Source organism: Flavobacterium sp. HSC-32F16 (assembly GCF_024171645.1).
Lineage (GTDB): Bacteria > Bacteroidota > Bacteroidia > Flavobacteriales > Flavobacteriaceae > Flavobacterium.
This window is the reverse complement of sequence record NZ_JALKAC010000013.1, coordinates 52,004-74,694: the sequence shown is the minus strand read 5'-3', so window position 1 is coordinate 74,694 and position 22,691 is coordinate 52,004. Positions and strand designations below refer to the sequence as shown.

Genomic DNA, 22,691 nt, shown 5'->3' with positions numbered 1-22,691 from the left:
GCCCGAGGTTTCAACCTCGGGAAACGTATCGGATTACGCATTGAAATAATCAGGCACGATTTTCTTCGCATCCCAGTGGTTGAAACCACTGGCTATGTTTGCTCAGATTGAGATTATTTTCCATTCCTATTTTAAAACATAGCCCGAGGTTTCAACCTCGGGAAACGTATTGGATTACACATTATGATGAAATAATCTTCTTTGTGTCCCAGTGGTTGAAACCACAGGCTAAGTTTGCTCAGGTTGAGATGATTTTCCTCTCCTATTTTAAAACATAGCCCGAGGTTTCAACCTCGGGAAACGTATTAAATACAGATCTATTATAACAGCAAACGATTGATCTTGCTATTTAAACGAGTGTTTTTGCCCATTCGATGAATAGTGGAATGCCACATGAATGTAAGGAGGTAAATTTACTTCAGTAAAACATTTTAAACCAAAGAATTATGGAAATCATTCAAACCAAAGAAAACGCGTTATCACACTCAGTAGTAACTGCAATTATCAATGCACCAATTGAAAAAGTAAATATAGCCGACTGGCTTTTAAATCTTCCGGATGCAGAATACCAACGTTGTTCTACACAACATATTGGTGCGGGAATCACAAGTACTTACGAAGGCGAACCAATGTCAATTAATGTAGAAACAATAGGAGACGCCTTAATGGTACAGCATTATGTGGCAACAGTTCACCGTCCTGATTATTGCCGAATGTTATCAATCTCAGATTCTATTACACAAAATGGACGCACTAAAGTTCAGGTTTTATGGGAACTTAAAGTAACCAAAATAGATGAGAATACTTGCCTCTATACCAACGAAATTCATGCAACTGCAACACCTGAAATGTTCGAATATTTAAAAGAACATAACGTAGATCTTGCAGGCGCAGCAGCTTCAAGACAAGCAGCTTCTGATGCTCACAACCACGAAGAAACTCCTAACTTTGCTAAAAGCATCGAAAACAAAGCATTAACGGGCAAATACAATCAGCCTTTTTAATGATATAAAAATCGAGCGTGCAAATGTACGCTCCTTTTATTTTAAGTAGTATGAAACAAAATTTATTCGAAATACTGATTGGTTCCTGGACTTTGGTTGAATTGATTGAAGTACCTTTAGATGGCGGAGAAATTACACATCCGATGGGACTCAAACCAAAAGGAGTTATTTACAATCACGATGGTTATATGTCGGCACAAATAATGAATACCGATTTTGGGAATTTTGATACAAAAGACAATGAAGTTTATCTCGCCTATTCAGGACCTTTCAAAACAGATGATGAAAAACAAATAGTCAGTCATACGATGTATGTTTCACTCTTGGAAAGTTGGAGAGACCAGACACAAAACAGAAAAGTTCTTTTTAAAGATGATTTATTGCATTTAGAAACCGAGAAACCTTTTATAAGTAATTCGCGTTTGGTAATTCATAAACTCACTTGGAAAAGAATTGAACAATCTAATAAAAACCATTAATCCTAAACCAAATGAAAGCAATAGTTATAACCCAATCTGGAGCTCCAGATGTACTCCAGTTAAAGGAATATCCAACTCCAGAAATAAGTGGAGACAAAGTTTTAATAGAAGTAAAAGCAGCAGGTTTAAACCGATCTGATATTTTCCAGCGTGAAGGCAATTATCCTGCTCCGCCAGGTGCTTCATCTGAAATTCTTGGTTTGGAAGTTTCTGGAATTGTTGTAGAATGCGGACCAGATGTTACTGATTTTAAAGTCGGCGATAAAGTTTGTGCAATTCTTGCTGGCGGCGGTTATGCAGAATACGTGAGCGTGCGCGAAGGTCAATGTCTTCCTATTCCCTCCGGATTGTCTTTTGCAGAAGCGGCAAGTTTACCAGAAACGGTTTTTACCGTGTGGTCAAATGTTTTTCAGAGAGGCGCACTCAAATCTGGAGAAACTCTTTTAATTCATGGTGGTAATAGCGGTATCGGCATTACGGGAATTCAGATTGCGCATGCTTTAGGACTGCGCGTAATTGTAACGGTAGGATCCGAAGAGAAAGGTCAAAATTGTCTGGAATTAGGCGCTGATTCTTATATTAATTACAAAACACAAGACTTCGAAACCGTTTTACAAGAAGAAGGTGTTGATGTAATTTTAGATATGATTGGCGGTGATTATCTCAGTAAAAATGTCAACATCTTAAAACCCGAAGGAAGATTAGTTCATATTAATGCTGTAACTGGCAGTCATGTCGATCTTGATCTTTGGAAAGTAATGACAAAACGTTTAACGATTACCGGAAGTACATTAAGAAGCAGGGACTACGATTTTAAAAAACAATTAGCAAAAGAAGTACAAAAAAACGTTTGGCCTTTAATCGAGTCTAAACAATTTAAACCGATTATTTTTAAAACCTTTTCTTTTACAGAAGCTCCTGCAGCACATCGATTATTAGAAGAAAGCAGTCATACAGGAAAGATTATACTAGTTCTGTAGTATTTTGATAATTATTCCAAACAAACCTCAACCAAAAAGTAATATGGAAAATCAAGGCGCATCTGTTGTTATTACCCATCATATTTTGGATGGTAAAGAACAAGAATATGAAAAATGGCTGGATGAAATTCTTCCAATAAGCAAAAAATCACACGGTTTTATCGATTTGCAGATTGTAAGACCTATTCCGCATTTAACGTTTGTCTACACAGTAATTATCCGATTTGATACTATTGAAAACCTTAAAAACTGGATGGAATCTGAAGACCGAAAAATGCTCATAAAAAAAGCAAATCCGTTATTTAGAAAAAATGACAATTACCAGATAAAATCAGGTTTGGATTTTCTTTTTAATACTGAAAACGAAGGGAAAAAAGTTCCTAAACGCTGGAAACAATTTCTTGTCACCTGGTCTGCCATTTATCCATTATCACTTTTAATTCCGTTACTTGTATTACCCTTTTTGAGGTTTTTGGAAATTCCCGCATATCATTATTTTGATGCTTTGGTAATTTCAGGATGCGTTGTCTTTTTGATGGTATTTGCCGTAATGCCAAATTATACCAAACTGATCAAAAAATGGCTTTATAAATAATATAGTTTATCCTTATATAAGATGAAAAAATCACTGTAGTACACAGTGATTTTTTTTGTTTTGATTCTAAAGAACCAACACTTTACATCTGAAAATTTCCTGAAAAATTCTCAAATAATTTTCTAAAGTTTCTCTTACTAATTCAACGATTCATTTTGCCCATCTAACGAATTCAAACTATAGTCCGTTCATATCTTCAATAGCTTTACAATAGAATTAAAAACCAATACAATTAATTATCAAAAGCTATTATCATGAACACTGAATTATTAAGTTTTAAATACGAATTAGAAAAAAAAGAACCTCGCACCAATGACGGCGGTACAACAAGAGGAGCTTCTGTAAAAGATTTCCCTGCTTCTATTGGCATCGCCGGAGTTTCAATGCGATTACAACCCGGAAGCATGCGCGAACTGCACTGGCACGCAAATGCTGCCGAATGGGCTTATGTTATTTCAGGAACGGTACGTACGACTATTATTCATCCAAACGGTCATAGTTATACCGATAATTTTGAACCGGGTGATGTTTGGTATTTCCCAAAAGGATACGGACATTCGATTCAAGCAACAGGAACAGAGGAATGCCATTTTATTTTAATTTTTGATAATGGTAATTTTTCCGAAGATCACACTTTCAGCGTGACCGATTTTGTTTCGAGCATGCCGCCGGAAATTGTCGCTCAAAACTTAGGAATTACATTGGAAGAAGTGGCAGCATTACCTCAAAAAGAAGCCTATTTTGCAGCCGGAATTGTTCCTGATGAATTATCATTTACAGCTACTTCACGTCCTGAAGAATCAGATATTGAATTGACCAATTTACACCGTTATCCTTTACATTCTCAACAACCAAGAATAATTCCGGGCGGCGGATTGCAAAGATTGGTTACCAGCAAAGAATTTCCAATCAGCACTACAATGGCAGGATCTATTATAGAATTACAACCGGGCGCTTTAAGAGAAATGCATTGGCATCCAAACGCTGATGAATGGCAGTATTATATTTCCGGTCAAGCCGAAATGTCTGTTTTTCTGGCAGAAAGTACCGTGGTTACCGAACAATTCAATGCAGGAGATGTTGGTTATGTTCCAATGGGTGCCGGACATTATATTAAAAATACAGGAAATACAGTTTGTAAAATCTTAATTGGATTTAATAGTGGCACTTATCAATCTATTGATTTGAGCGAATGGCTTGCAGGAAATCCAAAAGATGTGATTGAAACTAATTTTGGGCTGGCAGAAGGCGAAATAGAAAAGTTTCCTAAAAGCAAAGTGTTTATTCAACCTAAAAAATAATCATTTTGGCTGCTGAAACAGAATTCACAGTCTCGACTGATCCAATCGGGATGCAGGAGAAACTTGCCATATTCTTAGCGTTTATTGCGGGATATTTAGATGCTGCGGGTTTTCTTAAATGGAAAATTTATGTCTCTTTTATAAGCGGAAACAGTACACAATTGGGAATCGCTTTTTCAAGCGGTAAATCAGATATCATTATTTCATCATTATCAATAATTGGCTGTTTTGTTTTTGGAATATATGCTGGCACGTGTCTTTCATTATGGAAAGAATCTAAAATGCAGTCTTTACCATTTTATATTGTTTCAGGAATATTGATTGTCTATACAATAACATCTCATTATTACAATATAAATAACGGGCTTTCTATACCCGTAATCGTTTTTTCAACAGGAGTTATGAATACGATTGTAACCTCAGTAGGAAACCAAAAAATAAATACCGATTTCGTTACCGGAACTTTAAATAGTCTGGCAGCAAATACAGCAATGCTGAGTATGAGTAAAGATGAAGTCATTCGAAAACAATACAAACTAAATGCTATTCGGTTATTCCTGTTATGGATTGGCTTTTTATTAGGAGCATCCGTTGTACCTCTGGCGCTTCCGTTATTAAAAAACTGGACACTCGCCTTTCCTGCAATGCTATTAATTGTTTGCGGATTGCTTATATCCATTACTGATATTAACCTAAAAACTAAATCTTATGTTACAGAAAAATGAGGTTGCACCCGATTTTACATTATTCGCAACGCCCGACCAAAAAATCACTTTATCAGAATTTAAAGGAAAAAACGTGATTTTAGCTTTTTATCCTGCCGACTGGAGTCCGGTTTGCAGTGATCAAATGGCACTTTACAACGAAATGCTGAAATACTTCAAGAAATATGATGCAGAAATTTTTGGTATTTCGGTAGACAGTAAATGGTGTCATATGGCCTTTTCTCAATCTAGAAATCTGCATTTCCCGTTATTGGCAGATTTTGAACCAAAAGGAGAAACCCCAAATAAATACGGCGTATACAATAAAGAAGAAGGCGAATGCAATCGTGCTCTTTTTGTAATCGATAAAGAAGGAATTATACAATGGAGTTATCTATCACCAATGGCAGTAAATCCAGGAGCCGATGGAATTATTGAAGCTTTAGAAAAACTATAAAACCAATTAATTATGTCACTAAAACCAGCGGTTAGTAAAACTGACCATACACAAGGAAAAAAAGATGCCGATATAGTAATCGTAGAATACGGAGATTATCAATGTCCATACTGCGGTGCAGCTTATCCCATTCTTAAAGAAATCATGAAAAAATACGGAAGTCAGATACAATTTGTTTTTAGAAACTTTCCATTATCCGAAATGCACAAGTATGCACGTCCGGCAGCAATCGTGGCAGAAGCAGCCTCAATACAGGGAAAATTCTGGGAAATGCACGACGCCATTTACGAAAATCAGGAATATTTAAGTGAACCTTTTTTATTAGAATTAGCAGAAAAATTAGAGCTTGATCCTCATCAGTTTAATACCGATATTAAAAAATTGGAAGTGGCAGAAAAAATAGATTCCGATTTTGAAAGCGGTGTTATGAGTGGTGTAAATGGGACTCCTTCCCTATTTGTTAATGGCAAAAAATTTAATGGAGGTCCTGAAGATTTACTGCAGTTAATGAGTGAAATTGTGAAATAGATTTTCCCGAAAAGCCAATGTTAAGATTAAAATAAATCTCAGGCAGCAACTATTCAATTTATATGCAAATCATCTTTTGGGATTATATTTTTAATTAAATTTACGTAACAACCTTAATTGCAATATCATGGAAATAAATTATTCGGAATTAGTTTCCATCAAACACGTAAGCGTCCAAAGAATAGACGGAAATGAAACGGCAGCTTTTTTAGATACACTTTCAGTTGAAGAACCTCTTGAAATTAGATTGTCTTACGGTTCCAATGCAGAGAGAATCCAAAAGAACATTTCGGTTACCATGCGTACTCCGGGCAATGATATTGATCTCGCAATTGGTTTTCTGTTTACGGAAGGAATTATTGCTTCTTTTGAAGACATACAAGATGCTTATTCTGTAAAAATGAATTGTTTGTCTCAAAAGCAAAACATTGTCCAAGTTGATCTTAAGGAGGATTTCATTCCAAATTTGATGCAGACCGATCGGAATTTCTACACTACTTCAAGCTGCGGCGTATGCGGAAAAAGTTCGATTCAATCTATAAAAACGGTAAGTCCTTTTGGGAATTTAATACGACCAAAAGTTACGATTGAAGCCTCTGTTTTTTATCAATTACCTGAAAAATTAAGAATGGCACAAAGCGACTTTGATTCAACTGGAGGCCTTCATGCATCGGGGCTTTTTAATATGAAAGGTGATTTGATTCTTTTAACCGAAGATGTAGGAAGACATAATGCTTTAGACAAATTAATTGGCAAATCACTTAGGAACAATTCATTGCCATTAAATGAGCATATTTTACTTCTGAGCGGAAGAGCAAGTTTTGAGTTGATCCAAAAAGCGGCAATGGCGGGAATTTCTATTATTGCGGCTATTGGCGCTCCGTCAAGTCTGGCTGTCGAACTTGCGGCAGAGTTTAATATCACACTTTTGGGATTTTTAAAAGATCACAGATTTAACATATACAGTTCCGCAGATCAAACTGTAATTGTAACAGCCTAAAAATAATTTAATCCGATAGCAATACCCATTAAACCAAAATGTAATGAAGGAAGATCAACAACAAAAGACAGACGATTTAACCAATAGATTACCTGAAGCGGAGAATCCGTATCAGCTTTCAAAACTTAAAGTAACCAAAGTAGAAAAATGGGCTGCGGGTGTTCCTGCTGTTCTCGCGGCGGTGAGTGATCTTATTGAAGATAAGGCTATTGTTCGTGGTGGAAAAGCTTTGTTTAAAATGAATCAAAAAGGAGGTTTTGACTGCTCCAGCTGTGCGTGGCCAGATCCAGATGACGATCGTTCTCCTTTGGGCGAATATTGCGAAAACGGCGCTAAAGCTTTGGCAGAAGAAGCTACAACCAAAAAAGTTACAGCTGCTTTCTTCAAAGAAAATTCTGTTTACAGTCTTTCACAATTAGACGATTACCAAATTGGAAAAATGGGAAGATTAACCGAACCTGTATATTTACCTGTTGGCGGTACACATTATCAGCCAATAAGCTGGGAAGATGCTTTTGCAAAAATCGCTTCTCATTTAAATGCACTTGAATCACCTAATGAAGCTGCTTTTTATACTTCGGGAAGAACCAGCAATGAAGCTTCTTTTTTGTATCAGCTTTTTGCAAAAGAATTTGGAACCAATAATATGCCGGACTGTTCTAATATGTGCCATGAAACTTCTGGAACGGCATTGAAAACCACAATCGGTATTGGAAAAGGAACGGTTACTTTAGAAGATTTTTACGATACTGATGTCATTGTGATAATCGGACAAAATCCGGGAACTAATGCACCGCGAATGCTGAGCGCTTTAGAAAAAGGTAAAAAAAACGGAGCGAAAATTATTGCGGTTAATCCGTTACCAGAAGCGGGTTTAATGGGATTCCATAATCCGCAGGCGATAAAAGGAATACTAGGTTCAGGTGGAAAACTTACGGATCTTTTTCTTCCTATAAAAATAAATGGCGATATGGCACTTTTAAAAGCTATTGAACTTTTGTTAATTGAATTGGAAAAGAAAAATCCGGGTGAAGTTTTTGATCACGAATTCATTAAAAACAAAACAACTGGTTTTGAAAACTTTGAGAAACAGTTCGAAAATTTAGATTTAGATCATCTTGCTTTTCTTTCGGGAGTTCCTAAAAATTTAATTATAGAAGCGGCAGAAATCATTGCCTTCAAAAAGAGGATTATCGTTTGCTGGGGAATGGGACTTACACAGCAGCCAAATGGTGTTGACATGATCCGGGAGATTGTCAATATATTATTGATCAAAGGTAGTATTGGCAAACCCGGCGCGGGAGTCTGCCCAGTTCGCGGACACAGTAATGTTCAGGGAAACAGAACTATGCTTATAGATGAGAAACCTACAAATGAACAATTAGATCGACTTCAAAATTATTTTGGATTTAATCCGCCGAGAAATCATGGTTATGATGTTGTTGGCACGATAAAAGCCATTCACGAAGAGAAAGTAAAATTCATGTTTTGTATGGGAGGTAATTTCCTTTCGGCTGCGCCAGATACAACTTATACCGCAGAAGCCTTTAGAAAACTGAAACTGCTGGTTTGTGTATCTACAAAACTGAACCGAGGTCATTTAGTACACGGAAAAGAATCTATTATACTTCCTACTCTTTCCCGAAGTGATATGGATATTGTAAATAACGAAGTCCAGATTATTAGTACCGAAAATTCTATGGGCGTGGTGCAGTCTTCAAAAGGTGTTCTTAAACCAATATCGGATCAATTTATAAACGAAACACAAATTGTCTGCCGTATGGCGATGGCAACGCTTGGAGACAAATCAGTTATTGACTGGAAGCGTTATCACGATAGTTATGACGACGTGAGAGATGCTATCGAAAATTGTATTCCGGGTTTTGAAAATTATAATGTTAGAGTTCGCGAAAAAGGCGGTTTTTATCTGCCAAATGCGCCTCGTCATGGCGAATTTAAAGCTGCGGCATCGGCTGATCGTGCCGCTTTTACTTTGACCGAAATTCCGGATAATGAATTGGAAACAGATGAATACATGATGGCGACAACTCGCACGCACGACCAATTTAATACTACTATTTACGGTCTGGACGATAGATATCGAGGCATCAAAAATGAAAGACGCGTTATTTTTATGAATCAAAATGACATTGATAAAGCAGGATTTAAAGCGGGAGATAAAGTCGATTTATTTAATTATAATGATGGCATCGAAAGAATTGCACCTTTATTCCTTATCGTTTCTTATGAAATTCCAGAACGAAATACAGTCACTTATTTTCCGGAAACCAATGTTTTAGTTTCTGTAAACAATGTGGTGAAAGAAAGTAATATGCCGGCATCTAAATACGTGAAAATAAAAGTAAAAAAACACGATCCCGCTATTTACGAAAAGATAAAACACTTGTAATCTTTTCAATACGAAACATTTAACGGAAGATTTTCAGAGCGTTTCTCTTAGATTAAAAAAATAAATTTCATTACTTAATCTAGGTTAATCGACCGCTCTTCTCTTTCTCTATAAATTTGTCAAAGAAATCTAAGTCAAATAAAAACAGATAAAAACTTAGAATTTAATGACAATACCAAAATTAGGATATTCCTAAATTTATTAATCTTAAAACCAAATAAAATGAGCACAATTACAGTAAAAGACGGAACAGAAATTTATTATAAAGATTGGGGAACAGGACAGCCGATTGTTTTTCACCACGGATGGCCTTTATCAGCAGACGACTGGGATGCACAAATGATGTTTTTCCTGAAACAAGGATATAGAGTTATTGCTCATGACAGACGCGGACATGGTCGTTCTGGTCAAAGTTCTGAAGGAAACAATATGGAAACTTACGCAGCCGATGTAGCAGAATTGACTGCAGCACTTGACTTAAAAGATGCGATCCATATTGGTCACTCAACTGGTGGCGGTGAAGTAATTCGTTACGCTGCAAAATATGGAAAAGGCCGTGTTGCAAAAGCGATTATTATTAGTGCAGTAACGCCAATCATGATCAAAAATGAAGCGAATCCTGATGGTGTGCCATTGTCTGTTTTTGACGAAATTAGAGAAGGAACCGGATTTAGCAGAGCACAATATTTTTATGATTTCCCAATTGCTTTTTACGGATGGAACCGTGAAGGAACAACAGTTCAGGAAGGAATCAAACACAATTGGTGGCGTCAGGGAATGATGGGTTCTGTATTGGCTCATTATGAAGGAATTAAAGCTTTCTCTGAATCTGATTTTACGGAAGATCTTAAAAGTTTAGACATTCCTGTCTTGGTACTTCATGGAGAAGACGATCAAATTGTTCCTTACAATCAGGCGCCAAAAGCTGCCGCGTTATTGAAAAACGGAAAATTAATTTCTTATCCTGGATTTCCTCACGGAATGCCAACAACTGAAGCAGCAACTATTAATAAAGATATTTTAGACTTTATTAAAGCTTAAGAAATTAAATTTTTCAATATATATGAGCCTCTTATTTTAAAATAAGGGGCTTTTTTTATTCCATAACATATCTCTGTCAATTATCTTTATCAGTTGTGCTTGGAAATTTTTTGATAATTAAATTTCTTAATCGATCCTGATTTTCATCGCCCCAGCGGCCTAAAGTGCCAATTACTGGAATCAGACTTTTGCCAAATTCAGTAAGACTGTATTCTACCTTTGGCGGCACTACCGAATATATTTTTCGCACCACAAGTTCATGGTCTTCCAATTCTTTTAACTGAATATTCAAAACCCTGCGTGAAGCATCTGGTATTTTACGCTGCAATTCGCTTGGTCTTTTATGACCTTCATTAATAAACCAAAGCAAACGTATTTTCCATTTTCCATACAGTACTTCACCTATCAGGTCAAGTCCGCAATTTAGGTTCGGTATTATTTTTCTTTCATACATATAACAAAAATAAACCTATGTTCTGATTTGTACAATAGGGGAAAAATTTATCCCTATCTGAATCGTAATTCCGTACTTGTAAGAAAGTTGCATACTTCTCAAATTTGTACAAAAGAAATCAACATGGAACAAAAATTAGATTATCAGAATGAGTTATCAGGTAAAATTGCTTTGGTAACTGGCGGCACTAAAGGAGCCGGAAAAGCCATTGCAGAACGTTTAAAAAATGCAGGCGCAAAAGTAATTATCAGCGCAAGAAATGCTCCCGAAATACCTGACGAAGATTTATACTTTATTGCGGCAGACTTAAGCAAACCAGAAGGAGCTGAAAAAGCATCTCGCGAAGTATTGGAGAAATTCGGTAAAATAGACATTCTTGTAAACAATCTGGGAGGTTCAGAAACTCCCGGCGGCGGTTTTGCAGCATTGTCTAATACCGATTGGGAAGAAACCATACAAACCAATTTATTGGCTCCCGTACGATTAGACAAAGCTTTTCTTCCTCAAATGCTTGAAAATAAAAGCGGTGTCATTATTCATATCGCATCGATTCAGGGAAAACTGCCTTTACATGATTCTACTCTTCCTTATGCAGCCGCAAAAGCAGGATTAATTAATTACAGCAAAGGTTTATCAAAAGAAGTGTCTCCAAAAGGCATACGCGTACTGACGGTTTCGCCGGGATGGATCATGACAGAAGCATCCAAAAGAATGATGGAACGCATTTCTGAAAGCAATAACATTTCTGTTAATGAGGCTGAGAAAAGTGTAATGAATGCTTTAGGCGGAATCCCTTTCGGAAGAGCTGCTATGCCGGAAGAAGTGGCTGAACTTATAGGTTTTCTTGTTTCACCGAGAGCCAGCTATTTAACAGGAACAGAATATATAATCGACGGCGGTACCATTCCAACAGTTTAAACAATTATAAACAATAAAAACAGATAATTATGAACTTACCACAAGTAATAAAAGATTTAGTAAAGGCACAGAACGATTTTGACAGTACCGATTTTGCAAACTGTTTTTCTGAAACGGCAAACGTATTTGATGAAGGCAAAACACATACAGGAAAAGCAGAATAAAAGACTGGAAAGAAAAAGCAACAAAGGAATATAACTCTAAAATGGAGTCTCTAAATTTTGAAGGAGATTCTGAAAAAGGCATTTTAAAAGCAAAAGTTTCGGGCACTTTTCCTGGCAGTCCTTTAATACTTACTTATAATTTTAAACTTCAAAATGAAAAGATACAATCATTAAAAATTGATTAATTTCTGAAGTTAGAAAAGTAAAATTTTGCTAAAAAGATTTAAAACAAAATACGCTGTCGTATCTGGATATAGATTACGACAGCGTATTTTGTTTATTCTAATTTTAAAAGCAATTATTGTCTTTAAGAATTATTCTTTTCCATCAAGAAATACATACAATTTCTGTACTTTACCATTTTCAATCACAAACAAATCCATTCCGGAAACCACAGCTGGTTTTTCTTTTGAGCCAAACTGCCAATATAAACGCACTATATTATGATTCGTTTCAACTGATTTATCAGTAAATCTGAAATCAGGATTTTTTGTCTGAAGTTCAATAATGAATTTACTAATTTCATCTTTGCCTTTTGCAATAAAATGACGATCTACCATTTCAACATCAGATGCATAAAATTGATTTAACAAGTCAGTTCTTTTCGTTTCGTCTTTTTCATTCCATATTTTAAGATGATTTTTTACAATTTCAGTATTCTTTTTAGCATCGAAATCAGCTGCAGATTCTTTTTTAACAGCATTTTTTGGCGACCATAAAACGGTTTTAGCATTAGATTTTTCATATCCTTTTCCGTTTGGATACGAAACCAGTTCCATTTTAGATCCCCACGGTGTTTCAAAATAAACCCATGATTCGCCCGCTGTATCTCCGGATGGAGTCAAAAATGGTTCTCCCAATACTTTTACGCCTTTAGATTTTAGATATTTTACAGATTCGTTTATATCTGATGTATAAAAAGCAATGTGAGAAGCCCCGATATCATCAGAATTAGGATGCACTTTACTGCCTTTATTATTGGCATAACTAAATACTTCGATACTGGCACCTGTTCCGGCATTTATCATTTTGATGGTTACAGCTCCGGTTGCCGGGTTAATATGATTGGCTTCTTTCCAGCCCGCATCCAGCGGTATTGGTCCAAGCTGCGTTACAGGTTTGAATCCCAGTACATCACTGAAAAATGGTATCGCTTGATTTAAATCTGGAACGTTAATTCCAACGTGATCTATTCCTATAATTCCTGCATTATTCTGAGCTTCCGCTTTTTCTGAAGCTGAAAAGAAAAAAAACAGATTTAATAAAGCGATTGCAGAAGTTTGTATTTTTTGATTTGATTTATATTGTGTTTTCATGACTTACTATTTTGATGAATTTAAATATTATTTAATGTGAATTAATTACTGTAAGCGGCTAACCATTTTGCTTTAATAGATGCACGCGCTTCAATAAACTCTTTATCGGTTCCCTGCGCAATGGCATCAAGCGGAAAACGAAGCGGTCTTTCTCCTTTTTTCATAGTAACCAATTCCAGAATTCCGTCGGCAATAGTTTGCGGATTCATATCAAACTGAGCCATTTTACCAAACAATGCAGTACCTAAAGCATTAAACTTATCTGTTGCTGCAGTACCATATTGGTCTATAATTTCTTGTTTATCTGCGTTGATACCGGATTTTGAACCGTTGTTCATTTCAGTAGGATAAACACCCGGTTGAATACTTACATTTTCAATTCCGTAATCGGCAAGTTCATCTTGTAAACCTTCGGTAAAACTTTCTACTACTAATTTTGAAGCGATGTAGGGAATCATAAAAGGAAGTGTATGTCCGCTTGCCCCAGTAGTAATATTTATAATCAATCCGTTTTTTTCTTTTCTCATAGAAGGAAGAACAGCCTGATACGTACGGAGAATACTGTAAACATTGACATCGAACATTTTACGCATTTGATCGATTGAATACCCTTCAAGCAATCCAAAACCGCTTACTGCCGCGTTATTGATTAATACATCAATTTTTCCGTATTTAATAAGTACTTTTTCAAAAGCCTGGTTTACAGAAAAATCATCTGTAATGTCTATATCTGCCACTTCAATATTTGAAAGCGCTGAAAGTTCTTTTGCTGCTTCTGCATTTTTATCTTTTGTATTACGCATTCCTGCGATTACTGAATGACCTGCATTTGCCAATGTTATAGCTGTAAGTTTTCCGAATCCTGAACTTGTACCTGTAATGAAAATTGTTTTTGACATGATTTCTAATTTTTAAATGTTTATAAATTTTGTCCCTTTTGAACATTACAAAGTTGCGATGAATGCAAATCCTGTACATTGATTAGAAATAAGTAAAAACTTGATATAGATCAAGTGTTTTGAATACCGCATAAAAAAAGGAGCTTAAAAGCTCCTTGATTATTATTTTTTTGCCGTTTGTTTCCGTATACGGCTTAATGTTTCCGGTGTCATGCCAAGATAAGAGGCAATCATGGTTTGTGGAATTCGCGAAGCAAACCCTGGATATTTTGTGACAAAATTTAAATACTTTTCTTCTGCCGTAAAACTAAGCGAAGCCTGAATTCTGTTTTGAGCTGCTATAAAACTTTTTTGCAGTATGGCATTTACCATATTGTTAAAAGCGGGAATTTCACTGCACAGCATTTCAAAATTTTCATGTGTAAACAATACAAGTTCGCTGTCTTCAATGGCATCGATATTAAAACGTGACGGCTGTTGAAACAGGAGACTTTCCCTGTCACCTGTCCACCAGTTCTCGATACTGAAACTATTAACGTGTTCGCTTCCTTTTTCATCAACAGAATAAGTCCGCAGGCAGCCTTTTGTTATAAAAGCGTCATATTTCCAGATATCACCTTCCTGAAGCAGATATTGTCTTTTACGAAGTTTTTTAATAATGGCAAAGGATTGTATATAATCAGATTCTAACTGTGTCAGCGTTACTTTATCTTCTAGATATTTTTGGAATATTTCATACATAGATTGTAAAATTATACAAAAGTTCTAAAAATATAGAGTGTAATATGTATTCTTTAAAACTTATTATAACTCGTAAAGTTAAAACAGAAAAAAAATTGGACAGCATTTAAAACTGCAATTCTATAGAAATATAATAGGTTTTAACCGGGGAGCTTCTTAATTTTTTACAGGTTCTTTACGGGATTTAAAAAACTCATACGCTCTTTTCTCGGCATAAGAATACTCAGAATCACGCAGCGGAAAAGCACAATGGCCGCCATATTTTGGTGTTTCAAGATAAACATATGCACTATCTTGGGCTATGGCTCTGGGATAACATCTTTCACTTAAAAAAGGATCATCAAGGGAATTGATAATTAAAACCGGAGTTGTAATATTTTGAAGAGAAAATTCTGGAGAAACGCGCTCATAATAATCGTCGCGACTTGCAAAACCGTGCAATGGTGCTGTAAAATAATGATCCACTTCATCAAAAGAAGAAATCTTATTAATCTGATCTCGGTTTATAAAATCAGGAAATTGTGCGGCTTTGTATTTCAGTTTTCGCTTAATATCAATTGTAAAATTCTTTAAGTAAACTCTGTTAAAACCTTGCTTAAGCACTGCCGCACTTGTTGCAATATGGGTTGGCACCGAAATCGTAACTGCCGCTTTGATACGATTATCAATTTTTGTCCATCCCAAATAGTTCAAGAGCTGAACACCTCCCATTGAATATCCAATCATATAAACATCTTCAAAACCTTTTTGCAAAACAAACTGAACTACTTCATCAAGATCATCAACAGCGCCATGATGATACAATCTTGGAAGCCGGTTCATTTCTCCTCCGCACGTACGATTGTTCCATGCAAAAACAGAAAATCCTTTCTCCTGAAAATAGGCTGCACAGCTGTTATTGTAGGTTCTGCGGGAATCCCCTTCTAAACCGTGACATAAAATAACTGCCTTTTTAGGATCGTTTATGAGAAAATCAATATTGATAAAATCTCCGTCATTTAATTCTCGTTTTTCCCTTGTGTATCCCGGAGCATCAAATTTTTTAAACAAAGCAGCATAAATAGTCGAAACGTGCCTGTTGCGATGAATAATAGAAGGAAAATTATATTCTGATTGTTCAATTATGGGCATGATAAAAATGTTTTTATGGTGCGTTATACAAATCTAAGAAATGAATCAACACCGAATTTAAAACTTCAAACATTAATTTAACTACAATTATTTTCTTCCAAAATTCGAACTTAATTGATAAATCGAATTAATTCTGTTTCTGTTTCTGAAAAAAGATTTTTAAATCCTGATAATCTCACAAATTTGTAACTGCTTGCCATAAAGGTATTAAATAATTTACTTTGTATAAATATTTCAAAATAAAAACCTGCAAATACATTGATTTGCAGGTTTTAAAATTTTAAAACATTAATTAAAAATTATGATTTATGATAAGGGCATCCTGAAGCGGCTGCAGAAGATTCGACTTTGCGGGCGCTTGGAAACTGTTCTTCCATTAATTGTCTCTGCTCTGGCGAAACGTCTTCTATTTTACGAAGTGTATTTACTTGTATATGAGGCCAGCTTGTAGTACCGCCGTCATCTCCAAAATCAAACTCGAAAAATATAATCTGTTCGTATTGCAGCTGTAAAATTTCTTTTCCGTTTTCTTCAACAGTTTCAATCCACATTCTCATGTTCATTTCAACTGTAGTAACAAAACGATTTACAAACGGAACATTTAATATACCGCCCTGAGCTCCCGTTTTATTTTTAGATGACATCTTAATAAGTACGTGATTATTTATTTTCTCTCCTTTTATGGAATCACGAAGGCGTAAATCTGGTCTTACGGAATACGGATATAACGGATGAGCCAGAATTCGCTGCGTATAAATTCTGTTTTCCTGAGGATCATTATCTTTATTAAGTGTTTCGAATACCCATCCTGGAGGCGCTTTATCAAGATTTATAGGTTCTGCTTCGCTTGCACCTGCTCCTCCCATGGTTCTTGAGATGGAAAGATGATCGTATTTCCATGCTGCATCGCCATACGGAAATTTAGGCTCTTCTTTAATTAAATACCCATTATTATCTGGAGCCAGATCTCCTAATAAAGTTATCGTACTTCCGTGCGGAATTACACCACTTCGGGAAATAGAATAATCAGGAATAAAATAAGGTCCGGTTTGCCCATCTCCGGGTTTTAATTCTTTAGCTGCAACAATTGAAAGATAAGGTCTGCCGTTTAAGTTTTCAAGCGTTACATATTCTTTTTGACCCAGCTCATTTACGATCAGGAAAAGAGTTTCATCCTGATAACCGCTTTTGTATAAATCTCTATTAGGTGCATTGGGTTCTAATGCATGTATACCGCGATCTTCTTTAATTGTTTTTTCTGTCGCGGCATAATTAAATATATCGCTAAGCCATAAATACATTCCGTTTTCTTCGTGAATTGGTGTATATTTTAAAGCCGATTCACCTGGCACTGTGTTTACACTTTTAATACTTTGTTCATACTTAACAGCACCGCAAAACTGTTCATTTGCACCACCTCGATTACGAACTCCGCCCGGCACTAAATCAAATGTCAGTTTTTCGATATATTCTTCACATTCAAAACTGTATTTTCCTGGAATCGTTCCGGCATTTGTACCCGGCGACGGCATAATGGTAGTATGTATACCGCTTCCGTTTAATTTCCTGTCGCTTTGTCCGTCATGATTATAACTCACCCAGGTTCCTTGCAATACTTTTAATATACCGTAATCAACATTGTTTACAATTTGCTGCAGATTATTTTCATTAAAAGCTCTAATTGGGGTTTCAATTAAAACTTTTGAATAATCTTTCATAAAACTCGCTAATATTCCGTGGCTTTCAGGAGTTGATTTAAATGCTGTTTCATTTAGATTTTGATCTATATTTTCAGCTGAATGAGGTAAATTTAACTCATCATCAAAGCTGTTGCGTTTTAACATACTATTACTTTTTTAAATTAATGATTTGGTTTAATGGAATCTCTATTTTACCATCCTAAATAATAACTTTCAGGAAGCCAGAACGGACGATCAAGTCCAAAATAATCCTGGAGCATTTTCTCTGCTTCACAAAATGCACCTTCAACCCATCCCTGCTGATCAGAGTAAGCTTCTCCGCAAATATGAATTTGTTCGTCGTGCAAAGGTTTACGCATATATTTCATTACATTTTCAACTGAAAATCCTGCTTTCCAGGCATGGTAACCCGCTCCAAAAGGTTCATCTGTCCAGTCTTTAAAATAGGTTACATAAGGTTCTGGTATTTCTACGCTTTTACCGTGCAGTTCACGAAGCTGATTCATGACCTCATCTACCATCATTTTAGTAGCCTGAACATCATTTAACTGATGAAGTTCTTTTAAAGATGCTGATTTTGCCGCTTTTACCTCAAAAAGTACTTTATCGTCTGAAAGTGCTTTCCAGAAAGTCTCGGTTTCCATATCACCGTAACTTCCTAATAACATGGAGTTTTTAGTTTTTTCATCTGTTCCAAAGTAGTAGCACTGTCTCATTGGCAAATCGGTAATAGAATGTCCGGAGTCAATTCCCAATTCTTTGCACCAAGGACGTTCAAAGCCCATTAATATTTTGAAAGCAGGCTCCATAATAACAGAACGGATATTTTCATTTAAAACCGAATTTTCATTAATGTTGAAAAAGAAATTGTTCTGATCTAAAAGTTCCAGAGATTTTCTAGGCATTGCCAAAACAATTGAGTTAGCATATACATGCCATTTGCTGTTGGTTTTTAGATTGAGAAAAGTAAGCTGGTATTTATGTGTTTTTAGAGAATGTTCTTTGGTAAAAGTTTCCAGTTTATTTTCAGACCAAATGCAGGCGCCTTCATGTTCCATATAAGAATTGGCAACAGCATAAGCGATACTATCATAGCCTTCTTCAATGGTTTTATAAATTGTTCCTGCAGAAAAATCGCCTACCATGTACGGAAAAGCTTCGGCTGAATTCCAGTTGATGGTATTGGAATAATAACCTCCGGCATTAGCCAAAAACTGATATCCTTCCTGTGAAACCTGATCTTTAATTAAATTCCAGAAACCTAAGTCGTTTACTTTTCGTTTGTTGTAAGGAGATTTAGGGAAATTGTATACCAGTTTAGGTTTAATATCATCCCAGTCTCTGCTGTCTAACTCAAAACTATAATCGTAAACAGAAGGTCCTTTTTTAATTTTTTTGCCATAGGTTTTAGCAACCCAGGAATCGGCCATTAAAACATCGTAAATAATTTTATTAAAAAGCTGATCTGAACTAAAACCCAAATCACTATTATTAAGATAATATCTGGTTGTTAGTTTTTCTCCTTTTTTCTGAGCCTTGTTCCAGGCATCTTGTTTAAAACGTTCTTTTCTAAGATACATCAATAGTTTTGACGACTCGCCCATTGGAAACGGTACAGGCGTCATTACATCTTTTAGAATAGGAATTCGCTTGTTTGGATCTTCTGGCGGTACGTAACCTTCAATTAATGTCGTTACAATTTCCTGAGAAGTCAGATAACGCATTCCTCCCAGCTCACCCCAGAAATCCATTCCCGGCATGATTACAGATTCCAGTCTTCCGCCTAATTTATTGCTCATGTCAAAAATCTGTACCTGATCTGCAGTATATTTTTTATCGGTTACCAAACGATAAGCCGTGTATAAACCGGAAGTTCCAGCACCAATGATAGCCGTTTCAATTTTTAAATCAGGTGTCATTCCTGAATTTAAAGGAGTATTTTTATTCATAGTTTTGTGGTTTTTAAAATGCCTTAAAGTATTTGTATCCTAGTTGGAAAGGAGTAATATCAAAATCTGTATGTCCGTCTAAAGCAAGATCTGCCATGATTTTTCCTAAAAACGGAGTGAATTTTGCTGCCCATCCTGTAGCGTACAACACAATGTTTTTATGATTGGGCACATAACTTGGAGCAAAATCAATAAGCAATTCTTTGTTAGCAATTTTACTCAGAGAAATCAAACAGGTTGAAGTATATTCAGGTTCTGGGCTTAACCCGGTCATGTGATCTTTTACCCAGTCAGAAGTATATCCCAATTCTTGGGGATTAGGTATTAAAGTCCTGTCACTTGGTTCTTCGAGAGGATTGATAACAAAGTCCGGCGCTACGCGAATGTATTCCGGGTTATCCCAATCTACAGATGGAAAACCATAAAACTGATTTCCGTTTTCGCCAATGGAATTTTGGAATACAAACCAGGTTGGATATTGAATATTTGGGTCGGTTTTTTTAAAATAAGCCGAAGACATATTCCAATACGTAGCTTCAATCTTAAAGTCCAGAAGATTGATAACACTGTTAATGTAAGGTCCTGGAATAATTGCCAGTTTTTTGGCAATGTAAATTCCGTTTGGAGTCGTAAGTTCAAAAAGTTCTCCTGCCTGCTTAATTGCCAATACAGGCGAATTTTCTTGTAACTGAACCGTTTCTTCTTTTTTACATAATTCTAAAAGCGTCTCGTTTGTCGCTTTAAAATTAATGCTGGCACCATCTGCCTGAAACAATCCGGTATAAGTTTCGGGTAAGTTTCTAAAATGATATTTTTCTTCGATTTCTTTTGCTGTAAGCGTGGTATAAGGAACTCCTAATTCTTTTAATGCCTGCTCAGCTTCGGCAATATTTCCTTCTGTAGAATGTACGGCAGGATCTCCAAACCAAAGCGTACCCACTTTATCCAATAATGACGTATTGGATTCTTTTTCCAAAGCATCCCAATAAGGCTGCGCATCTAATGCCATCTGAACCATATATTCCTGCGGATATGGAATTCTAAACTGGCGCGAAACTCCGGCAGAACTTCCTAACTGATTCACAAACGTGAATTGCTCCAGTACTAAAGTTTTTGCTTTCCGTTTGCCAAGATGATAGGCAGCTGCCAAACCTATTGGACCTCCGCCAATAACAATTACATCGTAGTTTTCTGTATTCATAGTTTTTTGTTTATAGTAGTTTGGGATATACTTTCAGAACAAGACCTAAGCATTGTCATCAGTCTAAATTATTGCAGATCCAAAATCAATTCTAAAAAAATGACACAAAACGGAAATTATTGGTCACAAAACATACTTTCTACAGGATGAAATATTAAAGCAAAAAAATGCACAAACCCAGAGAGAGTTGTGCATTTTTTATTGTTGTTTTATCATAAAACGAAAGAAGCTGTCTCAAAAATCATGAGACAGCTTCTTGTATAGTATTCAACTTAAAATTAGAGTTGGCAGAATCTATTTTACATCAAACCAAAGTTTTGTAGTAAGCAAGTCTTTTCCCTGCGCTTCTACCGCTGCCTGGTAACTAACTCCATTCAGCGACTGCTCTGTTCCCGGGTAAAAGAAACGTGATGGTAACTGCCCGTCTAAAACACTAGCCGGACCTGCTATCAAAACCGGATAATCTAATCTTCTCCACTCTGTAAAAGCATCAAGACCTTGTCCGTAGAATGCAATCCATTTTTGCGTACCAATTGATTTAGCATAATTTGACGCATCATATTGTACAATTGACTGATTAAGGTAATTATTAATAACCGTTGCATCTGTAATTCCAAATTGATTGAATGATGCTGTAATTGCATTTTTATAGTACTGTTCTGCGTCTCCTGCAATATAACCACGAGCTGCAGCTTCGGCAAGATTAAATAGTGTTTCTGAATAAGAAGCAATAACAGCTGGTGATGTAGAAGTTAAAAAGTAAGTTCCTGGTTTTGATGTTTTAGCAAAACCTTGACTATTTGCAGCACTATTTGATAATCCGTTTCCTCCTCCCACATATTTACCTACACTTGCATCTGACGGCAGTTGTGCGTAAACCGCTAAACGGGGATCTGATAACTCATATAACTTATCAACCATTGTTTTTGAGATACGATAATCGTCACGCGTTTCAAACCAAGCCGAAGCAGGATTTTGCTGAGGCGAACTAATATAAGTAAACTTAAATGTATCTGCATTGCTGGTAAATACTCCGGCTGCATCGCTTGTAGCATCAATAGCCGCTTGTTTAGCTAATGCAGGTTCTCTGTCTGAAATTCTTAACGCTATACGTAAACGAAGAGAGTTTACCAGTTTTTTCCATTTTGTAATGTCTCCTTTATAAACTAAATCTCCTGTAACTGCACCATTTCCTGCAGCAAGTAAAGACTGAGCTTGTTTTAAATCTTCAAGTAATCCTGTATATACTTCTTTTTGAGTATTATATGCTGGTGTTACTTTTTGACCTGCTTCTTTATAAGGAATGCTTCCATAAGCATCTGTTAACAATAAAAAAGTCCATGAACGCAATGTAAGTGCAATTCCTTTATAATTTGGGTTGGCCTGTGCATCCGGGAAATTAATAATTGTATTCAAATCCGTGATCAGAGTCGCATATCCGGTATTCCATAAAGAGACGAAAGTACTATTAGAAACATTATATGCATCTGGCTCAGTATATTGTATTTTAGCCCAATGCTGTACAAATAGTAAAGATGAGTCAAAGTTGTTTGTGGAACCCCAATATAAGTCAGCTCCCTGCTTTAATGTTCCTGTTAACAGGTAAGGTGCCAACGGTGTTTCAGTTGCATTTGGATTTTTATTAATATCATCCAAAGTGTCGCTGCAAGAAGTCAGCGTCAATGCAAATAATGTTATATAGGCTATTTTTTTTAGCAT

General features: G+C 36.0%; 23 protein-coding genes. 14 read left to right on the top strand and 9 right to left on the bottom strand.

Going from position 1 to position 22,691, the window contains the following annotated elements:
• The first annotated feature begins 446 nt into the window (after nucleotides 1-446).
• The 11 genes from L1276_RS24745 to L1276_RS24695 all read left to right on the top strand — a co-directional run bounded on the left by L1276_RS24745 (nucleotide 447) and on the right by L1276_RS24695 (nucleotide 10,499).
• Entirely contained in the window at nucleotides 447-1,004 is a 558-nt protein-coding gene (locus L1276_RS24745) for a hypothetical protein (protein ID WP_253792550.1), read from the top strand.
• Nucleotides 1,005-1,054: 50 nt separating this feature from the next.
• A complete protein-coding gene (locus tag L1276_RS24740) occupies nucleotides 1,055-1,483 on the top strand; it encodes a lipocalin-like domain-containing protein (protein WP_253792549.1) in 429 nt (142 codons plus the stop codon).
• 11 nt (nucleotides 1,484-1,494) lie between these two features.
• Nucleotides 1,495-2,463, top strand: coding sequence for an NAD(P)H-quinone oxidoreductase (locus L1276_RS24735; protein ID WP_253792548.1), 969 nt, complete (start codon nucleotides 1,495-1,497; stop codon nucleotides 2,461-2,463).
• A gap of 43 nt (nucleotides 2,464-2,506) precedes the next feature.
• Nucleotides 2,507-3,058: an antibiotic biosynthesis monooxygenase gene (locus L1276_RS24730; protein ID WP_253792547.1), complete on the top strand. Its 552-nt coding sequence runs from the start codon at nucleotides 2,507-2,509 to the stop codon at nucleotides 3,056-3,058.
• Between the two features lie 254 nt (nucleotides 3,059-3,312).
• Nucleotides 3,313-4,359: a cupin domain-containing protein gene (locus L1276_RS24725; RefSeq protein ID WP_253792546.1), complete on the top strand. Its 1,047-nt coding sequence runs from the start codon at nucleotides 3,313-3,315 to the stop codon at nucleotides 4,357-4,359.
• 5 nt (nucleotides 4,360-4,364) lie between these two features.
• Complete coding sequence (locus L1276_RS24720) at nucleotides 4,365-5,084, top strand: YoaK family protein (RefSeq protein WP_253792545.1); 720 nt, start codon at nucleotides 4,365-4,367, stop codon at nucleotides 5,082-5,084.
• Nucleotides 5,068-5,520: a redoxin domain-containing protein gene (locus tag L1276_RS24715; protein ID WP_253792544.1), complete on the top strand. Its 453-nt coding sequence runs from the start codon at nucleotides 5,068-5,070 to the stop codon at nucleotides 5,518-5,520. Before L1276_RS24720 ends, L1276_RS24715 begins: the two co-directional genes overlap by 17 nt.
• A 12-nt stretch (nucleotides 5,521-5,532) precedes the next feature.
• Nucleotides 5,533-6,048: a thioredoxin domain-containing protein gene (locus tag L1276_RS24710; RefSeq protein ID WP_253792543.1), complete on the top strand. Its 516-nt coding sequence runs from the start codon at nucleotides 5,533-5,535 to the stop codon at nucleotides 6,046-6,048.
• A gap of 127 nt (nucleotides 6,049-6,175) precedes the next feature.
• Nucleotides 6,176-7,048: a formate dehydrogenase accessory sulfurtransferase FdhD gene (gene fdhD / locus L1276_RS24705; protein WP_253792542.1), complete on the top strand. Its 873-nt coding sequence runs from the start codon at nucleotides 6,176-6,178 to the stop codon at nucleotides 7,046-7,048.
• 43 nt (nucleotides 7,049-7,091) lie between these two features.
• Nucleotides 7,092-9,458 carry an FdhF/YdeP family oxidoreductase gene (locus tag L1276_RS24700; protein WP_253792541.1) on the top strand — a complete coding sequence of 789 codons (2,367 nt, stop codon included), beginning with the start codon at nucleotides 7,092-7,094 and terminating at the stop codon, nucleotides 9,456-9,458.
• A 222-nt stretch (nucleotides 9,459-9,680) separates the two neighbouring features.
• Entirely contained in the window at nucleotides 9,681-10,499 is an 819-nt protein-coding gene (locus tag L1276_RS24695; RefSeq protein WP_253792540.1) for an alpha/beta fold hydrolase, read from the top strand.
• 76 nt (nucleotides 10,500-10,575) lie between these two features.
• Here L1276_RS24695 and L1276_RS24690 read toward each other — a convergent pair whose 3' ends face one another.
• Nucleotides 10,576-10,953 carry a helix-turn-helix domain-containing protein gene (locus L1276_RS24690; protein WP_253792539.1) on the bottom strand — a complete coding sequence of 126 codons (378 nt, stop codon included), beginning with the start codon at nucleotides 10,951-10,953 and terminating at the stop codon, nucleotides 10,576-10,578.
• A 123-nt stretch (nucleotides 10,954-11,076) separates the two neighbouring features.
• Here L1276_RS24690 and L1276_RS24685 point away from each other — a divergent pair, with 123 nt between their 5' ends.
• The 3 genes from L1276_RS24685 to L1276_RS24680 are packed head-to-tail and all read left to right on the top strand — an operon-like array spanning nucleotide 11,077 to nucleotide 12,220.
• Entirely contained in the window at nucleotides 11,077-11,871 is a 795-nt protein-coding gene (locus L1276_RS24685) for an SDR family oxidoreductase (protein ID WP_253792538.1), read from the top strand.
• Nucleotides 11,872-11,900: 29 nt separating this feature from the next.
• Nucleotides 11,901-12,035 carry a hypothetical protein gene (locus L1276_RS25305; RefSeq protein ID WP_256527449.1) on the top strand — a complete coding sequence of 45 codons (135 nt, stop codon included), beginning with the start codon at nucleotides 11,901-11,903 and terminating at the stop codon, nucleotides 12,033-12,035.
• Nucleotides 12,036-12,076: 41 nt separating this feature from the next.
• Nucleotides 12,077-12,220: a hypothetical protein gene (locus tag L1276_RS24680; RefSeq protein ID WP_253792537.1), complete on the top strand. Its 144-nt coding sequence runs from the start codon at nucleotides 12,077-12,079 to the stop codon at nucleotides 12,218-12,220.
• A gap of 129 nt (nucleotides 12,221-12,349) precedes the next feature.
• Here the strand turns inward: L1276_RS24680 and L1276_RS24675 are convergent, their stop codons facing one another.
• The 8 genes from L1276_RS24675 to L1276_RS24640 all read right to left on the bottom strand — a co-directional run bounded on the left by L1276_RS24675 (nucleotide 12,350) and on the right by L1276_RS24640 (nucleotide 22,691).
• The gene (locus tag L1276_RS24675) at nucleotides 12,350-13,351 is read right to left on the bottom strand and encodes a VOC family protein (RefSeq protein WP_253792536.1); all 1,002 of its coding nucleotides are present in this window, start codon (nucleotides 13,349-13,351) and stop codon (nucleotides 12,350-12,352) included.
• 41 nt (nucleotides 13,352-13,392) lie between these two features.
• Entirely contained in the window at nucleotides 13,393-14,250 is an 858-nt protein-coding gene (locus L1276_RS24670) for an SDR family oxidoreductase (protein WP_253792535.1), read from the bottom strand.
• Between the two features lie 162 nt (nucleotides 14,251-14,412).
• Complete coding sequence (locus L1276_RS24665) at nucleotides 14,413-14,991, bottom strand: Crp/Fnr family transcriptional regulator (RefSeq protein WP_253792534.1); 579 nt, start codon at nucleotides 14,989-14,991, stop codon at nucleotides 14,413-14,415.
• Nucleotides 14,992-15,147: 156 nt separating this feature from the next.
• Nucleotides 15,148-16,122: a YheT family hydrolase gene (locus tag L1276_RS24660; protein WP_253792533.1), complete on the bottom strand. Its 975-nt coding sequence runs from the start codon at nucleotides 16,120-16,122 to the stop codon at nucleotides 15,148-15,150.
• A 299-nt stretch (nucleotides 16,123-16,421) separates the two neighbouring features.
• Nucleotides 16,422-17,966, bottom strand: coding sequence for a peroxidase, FMP-type (locus tag L1276_RS24655; RefSeq protein ID WP_253792531.1), 1,545 nt, complete (start codon nucleotides 17,964-17,966; stop codon nucleotides 16,422-16,424).
• Nucleotides 17,967-18,013: 47 nt separating this feature from the next.
• The gene (locus L1276_RS24650) at nucleotides 18,014-19,771 is read right to left on the bottom strand and encodes an FAD-dependent oxidoreductase (protein WP_253792529.1); all 1,758 of its coding nucleotides are present in this window, start codon (nucleotides 19,769-19,771) and stop codon (nucleotides 18,014-18,016) included.
• A 13-nt stretch (nucleotides 19,772-19,784) separates the two neighbouring features.
• Nucleotides 19,785-20,972: an FAD-dependent oxidoreductase gene (locus L1276_RS24645; RefSeq protein ID WP_253792527.1), complete on the bottom strand. Its 1,188-nt coding sequence runs from the start codon at nucleotides 20,970-20,972 to the stop codon at nucleotides 19,785-19,787.
• 294 nt (nucleotides 20,973-21,266) lie between these two features.
• A complete protein-coding gene (locus L1276_RS24640) occupies nucleotides 21,267-22,691 on the bottom strand; it encodes a SusD/RagB family nutrient-binding outer membrane lipoprotein (protein WP_253792523.1) in 1,425 nt (474 codons plus the stop codon).

Excerpts from the sequence above, each read along its gene's own strand:
- L1276_RS24745 (WP_253792550.1), top strand. The coding sequence starts at position 447 with ATGGAAATCATTCAAACCAAAGAAAACGCGTTATCACACTCAGTAGTA.
- L1276_RS24740 (WP_253792549.1), top strand. The coding sequence starts at position 1,055 with ATGAAACAAAATTTATTCGAAATACTGATTGGTTCCTGGACTTTGGTT.
- L1276_RS24735 (WP_253792548.1), top strand. The coding sequence starts at position 1,495 with ATGAAAGCAATAGTTATAACCCAATCTGGAGCTCCAGATGTACTCCAG.
- L1276_RS24730 (WP_253792547.1), top strand. The coding sequence starts at position 2,507 with ATGGAAAATCAAGGCGCATCTGTTGTTATTACCCATCATATTTTGGAT.
- L1276_RS24725 (WP_253792546.1), top strand. The coding sequence starts at position 3,313 with ATGAACACTGAATTATTAAGTTTTAAATACGAATTAGAAAAAAAAGAA.
- L1276_RS24715 (WP_253792544.1), top strand. The coding sequence starts at position 5,068 with ATGTTACAGAAAAATGAGGTTGCACCCGATTTTACATTATTCGCAACG.
- L1276_RS24710 (WP_253792543.1), top strand. The coding sequence starts at position 5,533 with ATGTCACTAAAACCAGCGGTTAGTAAAACTGACCATACACAAGGAAAA.
- fdhD (WP_253792542.1), top strand. The coding sequence starts at position 6,176 with ATGGAAATAAATTATTCGGAATTAGTTTCCATCAAACACGTAAGCGTC.
- L1276_RS24700 (WP_253792541.1), top strand. The coding sequence starts at position 7,092 with ATGAAGGAAGATCAACAACAAAAGACAGACGATTTAACCAATAGATTA.
- L1276_RS24695 (WP_253792540.1), top strand. The coding sequence starts at position 9,681 with ATGAGCACAATTACAGTAAAAGACGGAACAGAAATTTATTATAAAGAT.
- L1276_RS24690 (WP_253792539.1), bottom strand. The coding sequence starts at position 10,953 with ATGTATGAAAGAAAAATAATACCGAACCTAAATTGCGGACTTGACCTG.
- L1276_RS24685 (WP_253792538.1), top strand. The coding sequence starts at position 11,077 with ATGGAACAAAAATTAGATTATCAGAATGAGTTATCAGGTAAAATTGCT.
- L1276_RS25305 (WP_256527449.1), top strand. The coding sequence starts at position 11,901 with ATGAACTTACCACAAGTAATAAAAGATTTAGTAAAGGCACAGAACGAT.
- L1276_RS24680 (WP_253792537.1), top strand. The coding sequence starts at position 12,077 with ATGGAGTCTCTAAATTTTGAAGGAGATTCTGAAAAAGGCATTTTAAAA.
- L1276_RS24675 (WP_253792536.1), bottom strand. The coding sequence starts at position 13,351 with ATGAAAACACAATATAAATCAAATCAAAAAATACAAACTTCTGCAATC.
- L1276_RS24670 (WP_253792535.1), bottom strand. The coding sequence starts at position 14,250 with ATGTCAAAAACAATTTTCATTACAGGTACAAGTTCAGGATTCGGAAAA.
- L1276_RS24665 (WP_253792534.1), bottom strand. The coding sequence starts at position 14,991 with ATGTATGAAATATTCCAAAAATATCTAGAAGATAAAGTAACGCTGACA.
- L1276_RS24660 (WP_253792533.1), bottom strand. The coding sequence starts at position 16,122 with ATGCCCATAATTGAACAATCAGAATATAATTTTCCTTCTATTATTCAT.
- L1276_RS24655 (WP_253792531.1), bottom strand. The coding sequence starts at position 17,966 with ATGTTAAAACGCAACAGCTTTGATGATGAGTTAAATTTACCTCATTCA.
- L1276_RS24650 (WP_253792529.1), bottom strand. The coding sequence starts at position 19,771 with ATGAATAAAAATACTCCTTTAAATTCAGGAATGACACCTGATTTAAAA.
- L1276_RS24645 (WP_253792527.1), bottom strand. The coding sequence starts at position 20,972 with ATGAATACAGAAAACTACGATGTAATTGTTATTGGCGGAGGTCCAATA.
- L1276_RS24640 (WP_253792523.1), bottom strand. The coding sequence starts at position 22,691 with ATGCTAAAAAAAATAGCCTATATAACATTATTTGCATTGACGCTGACT.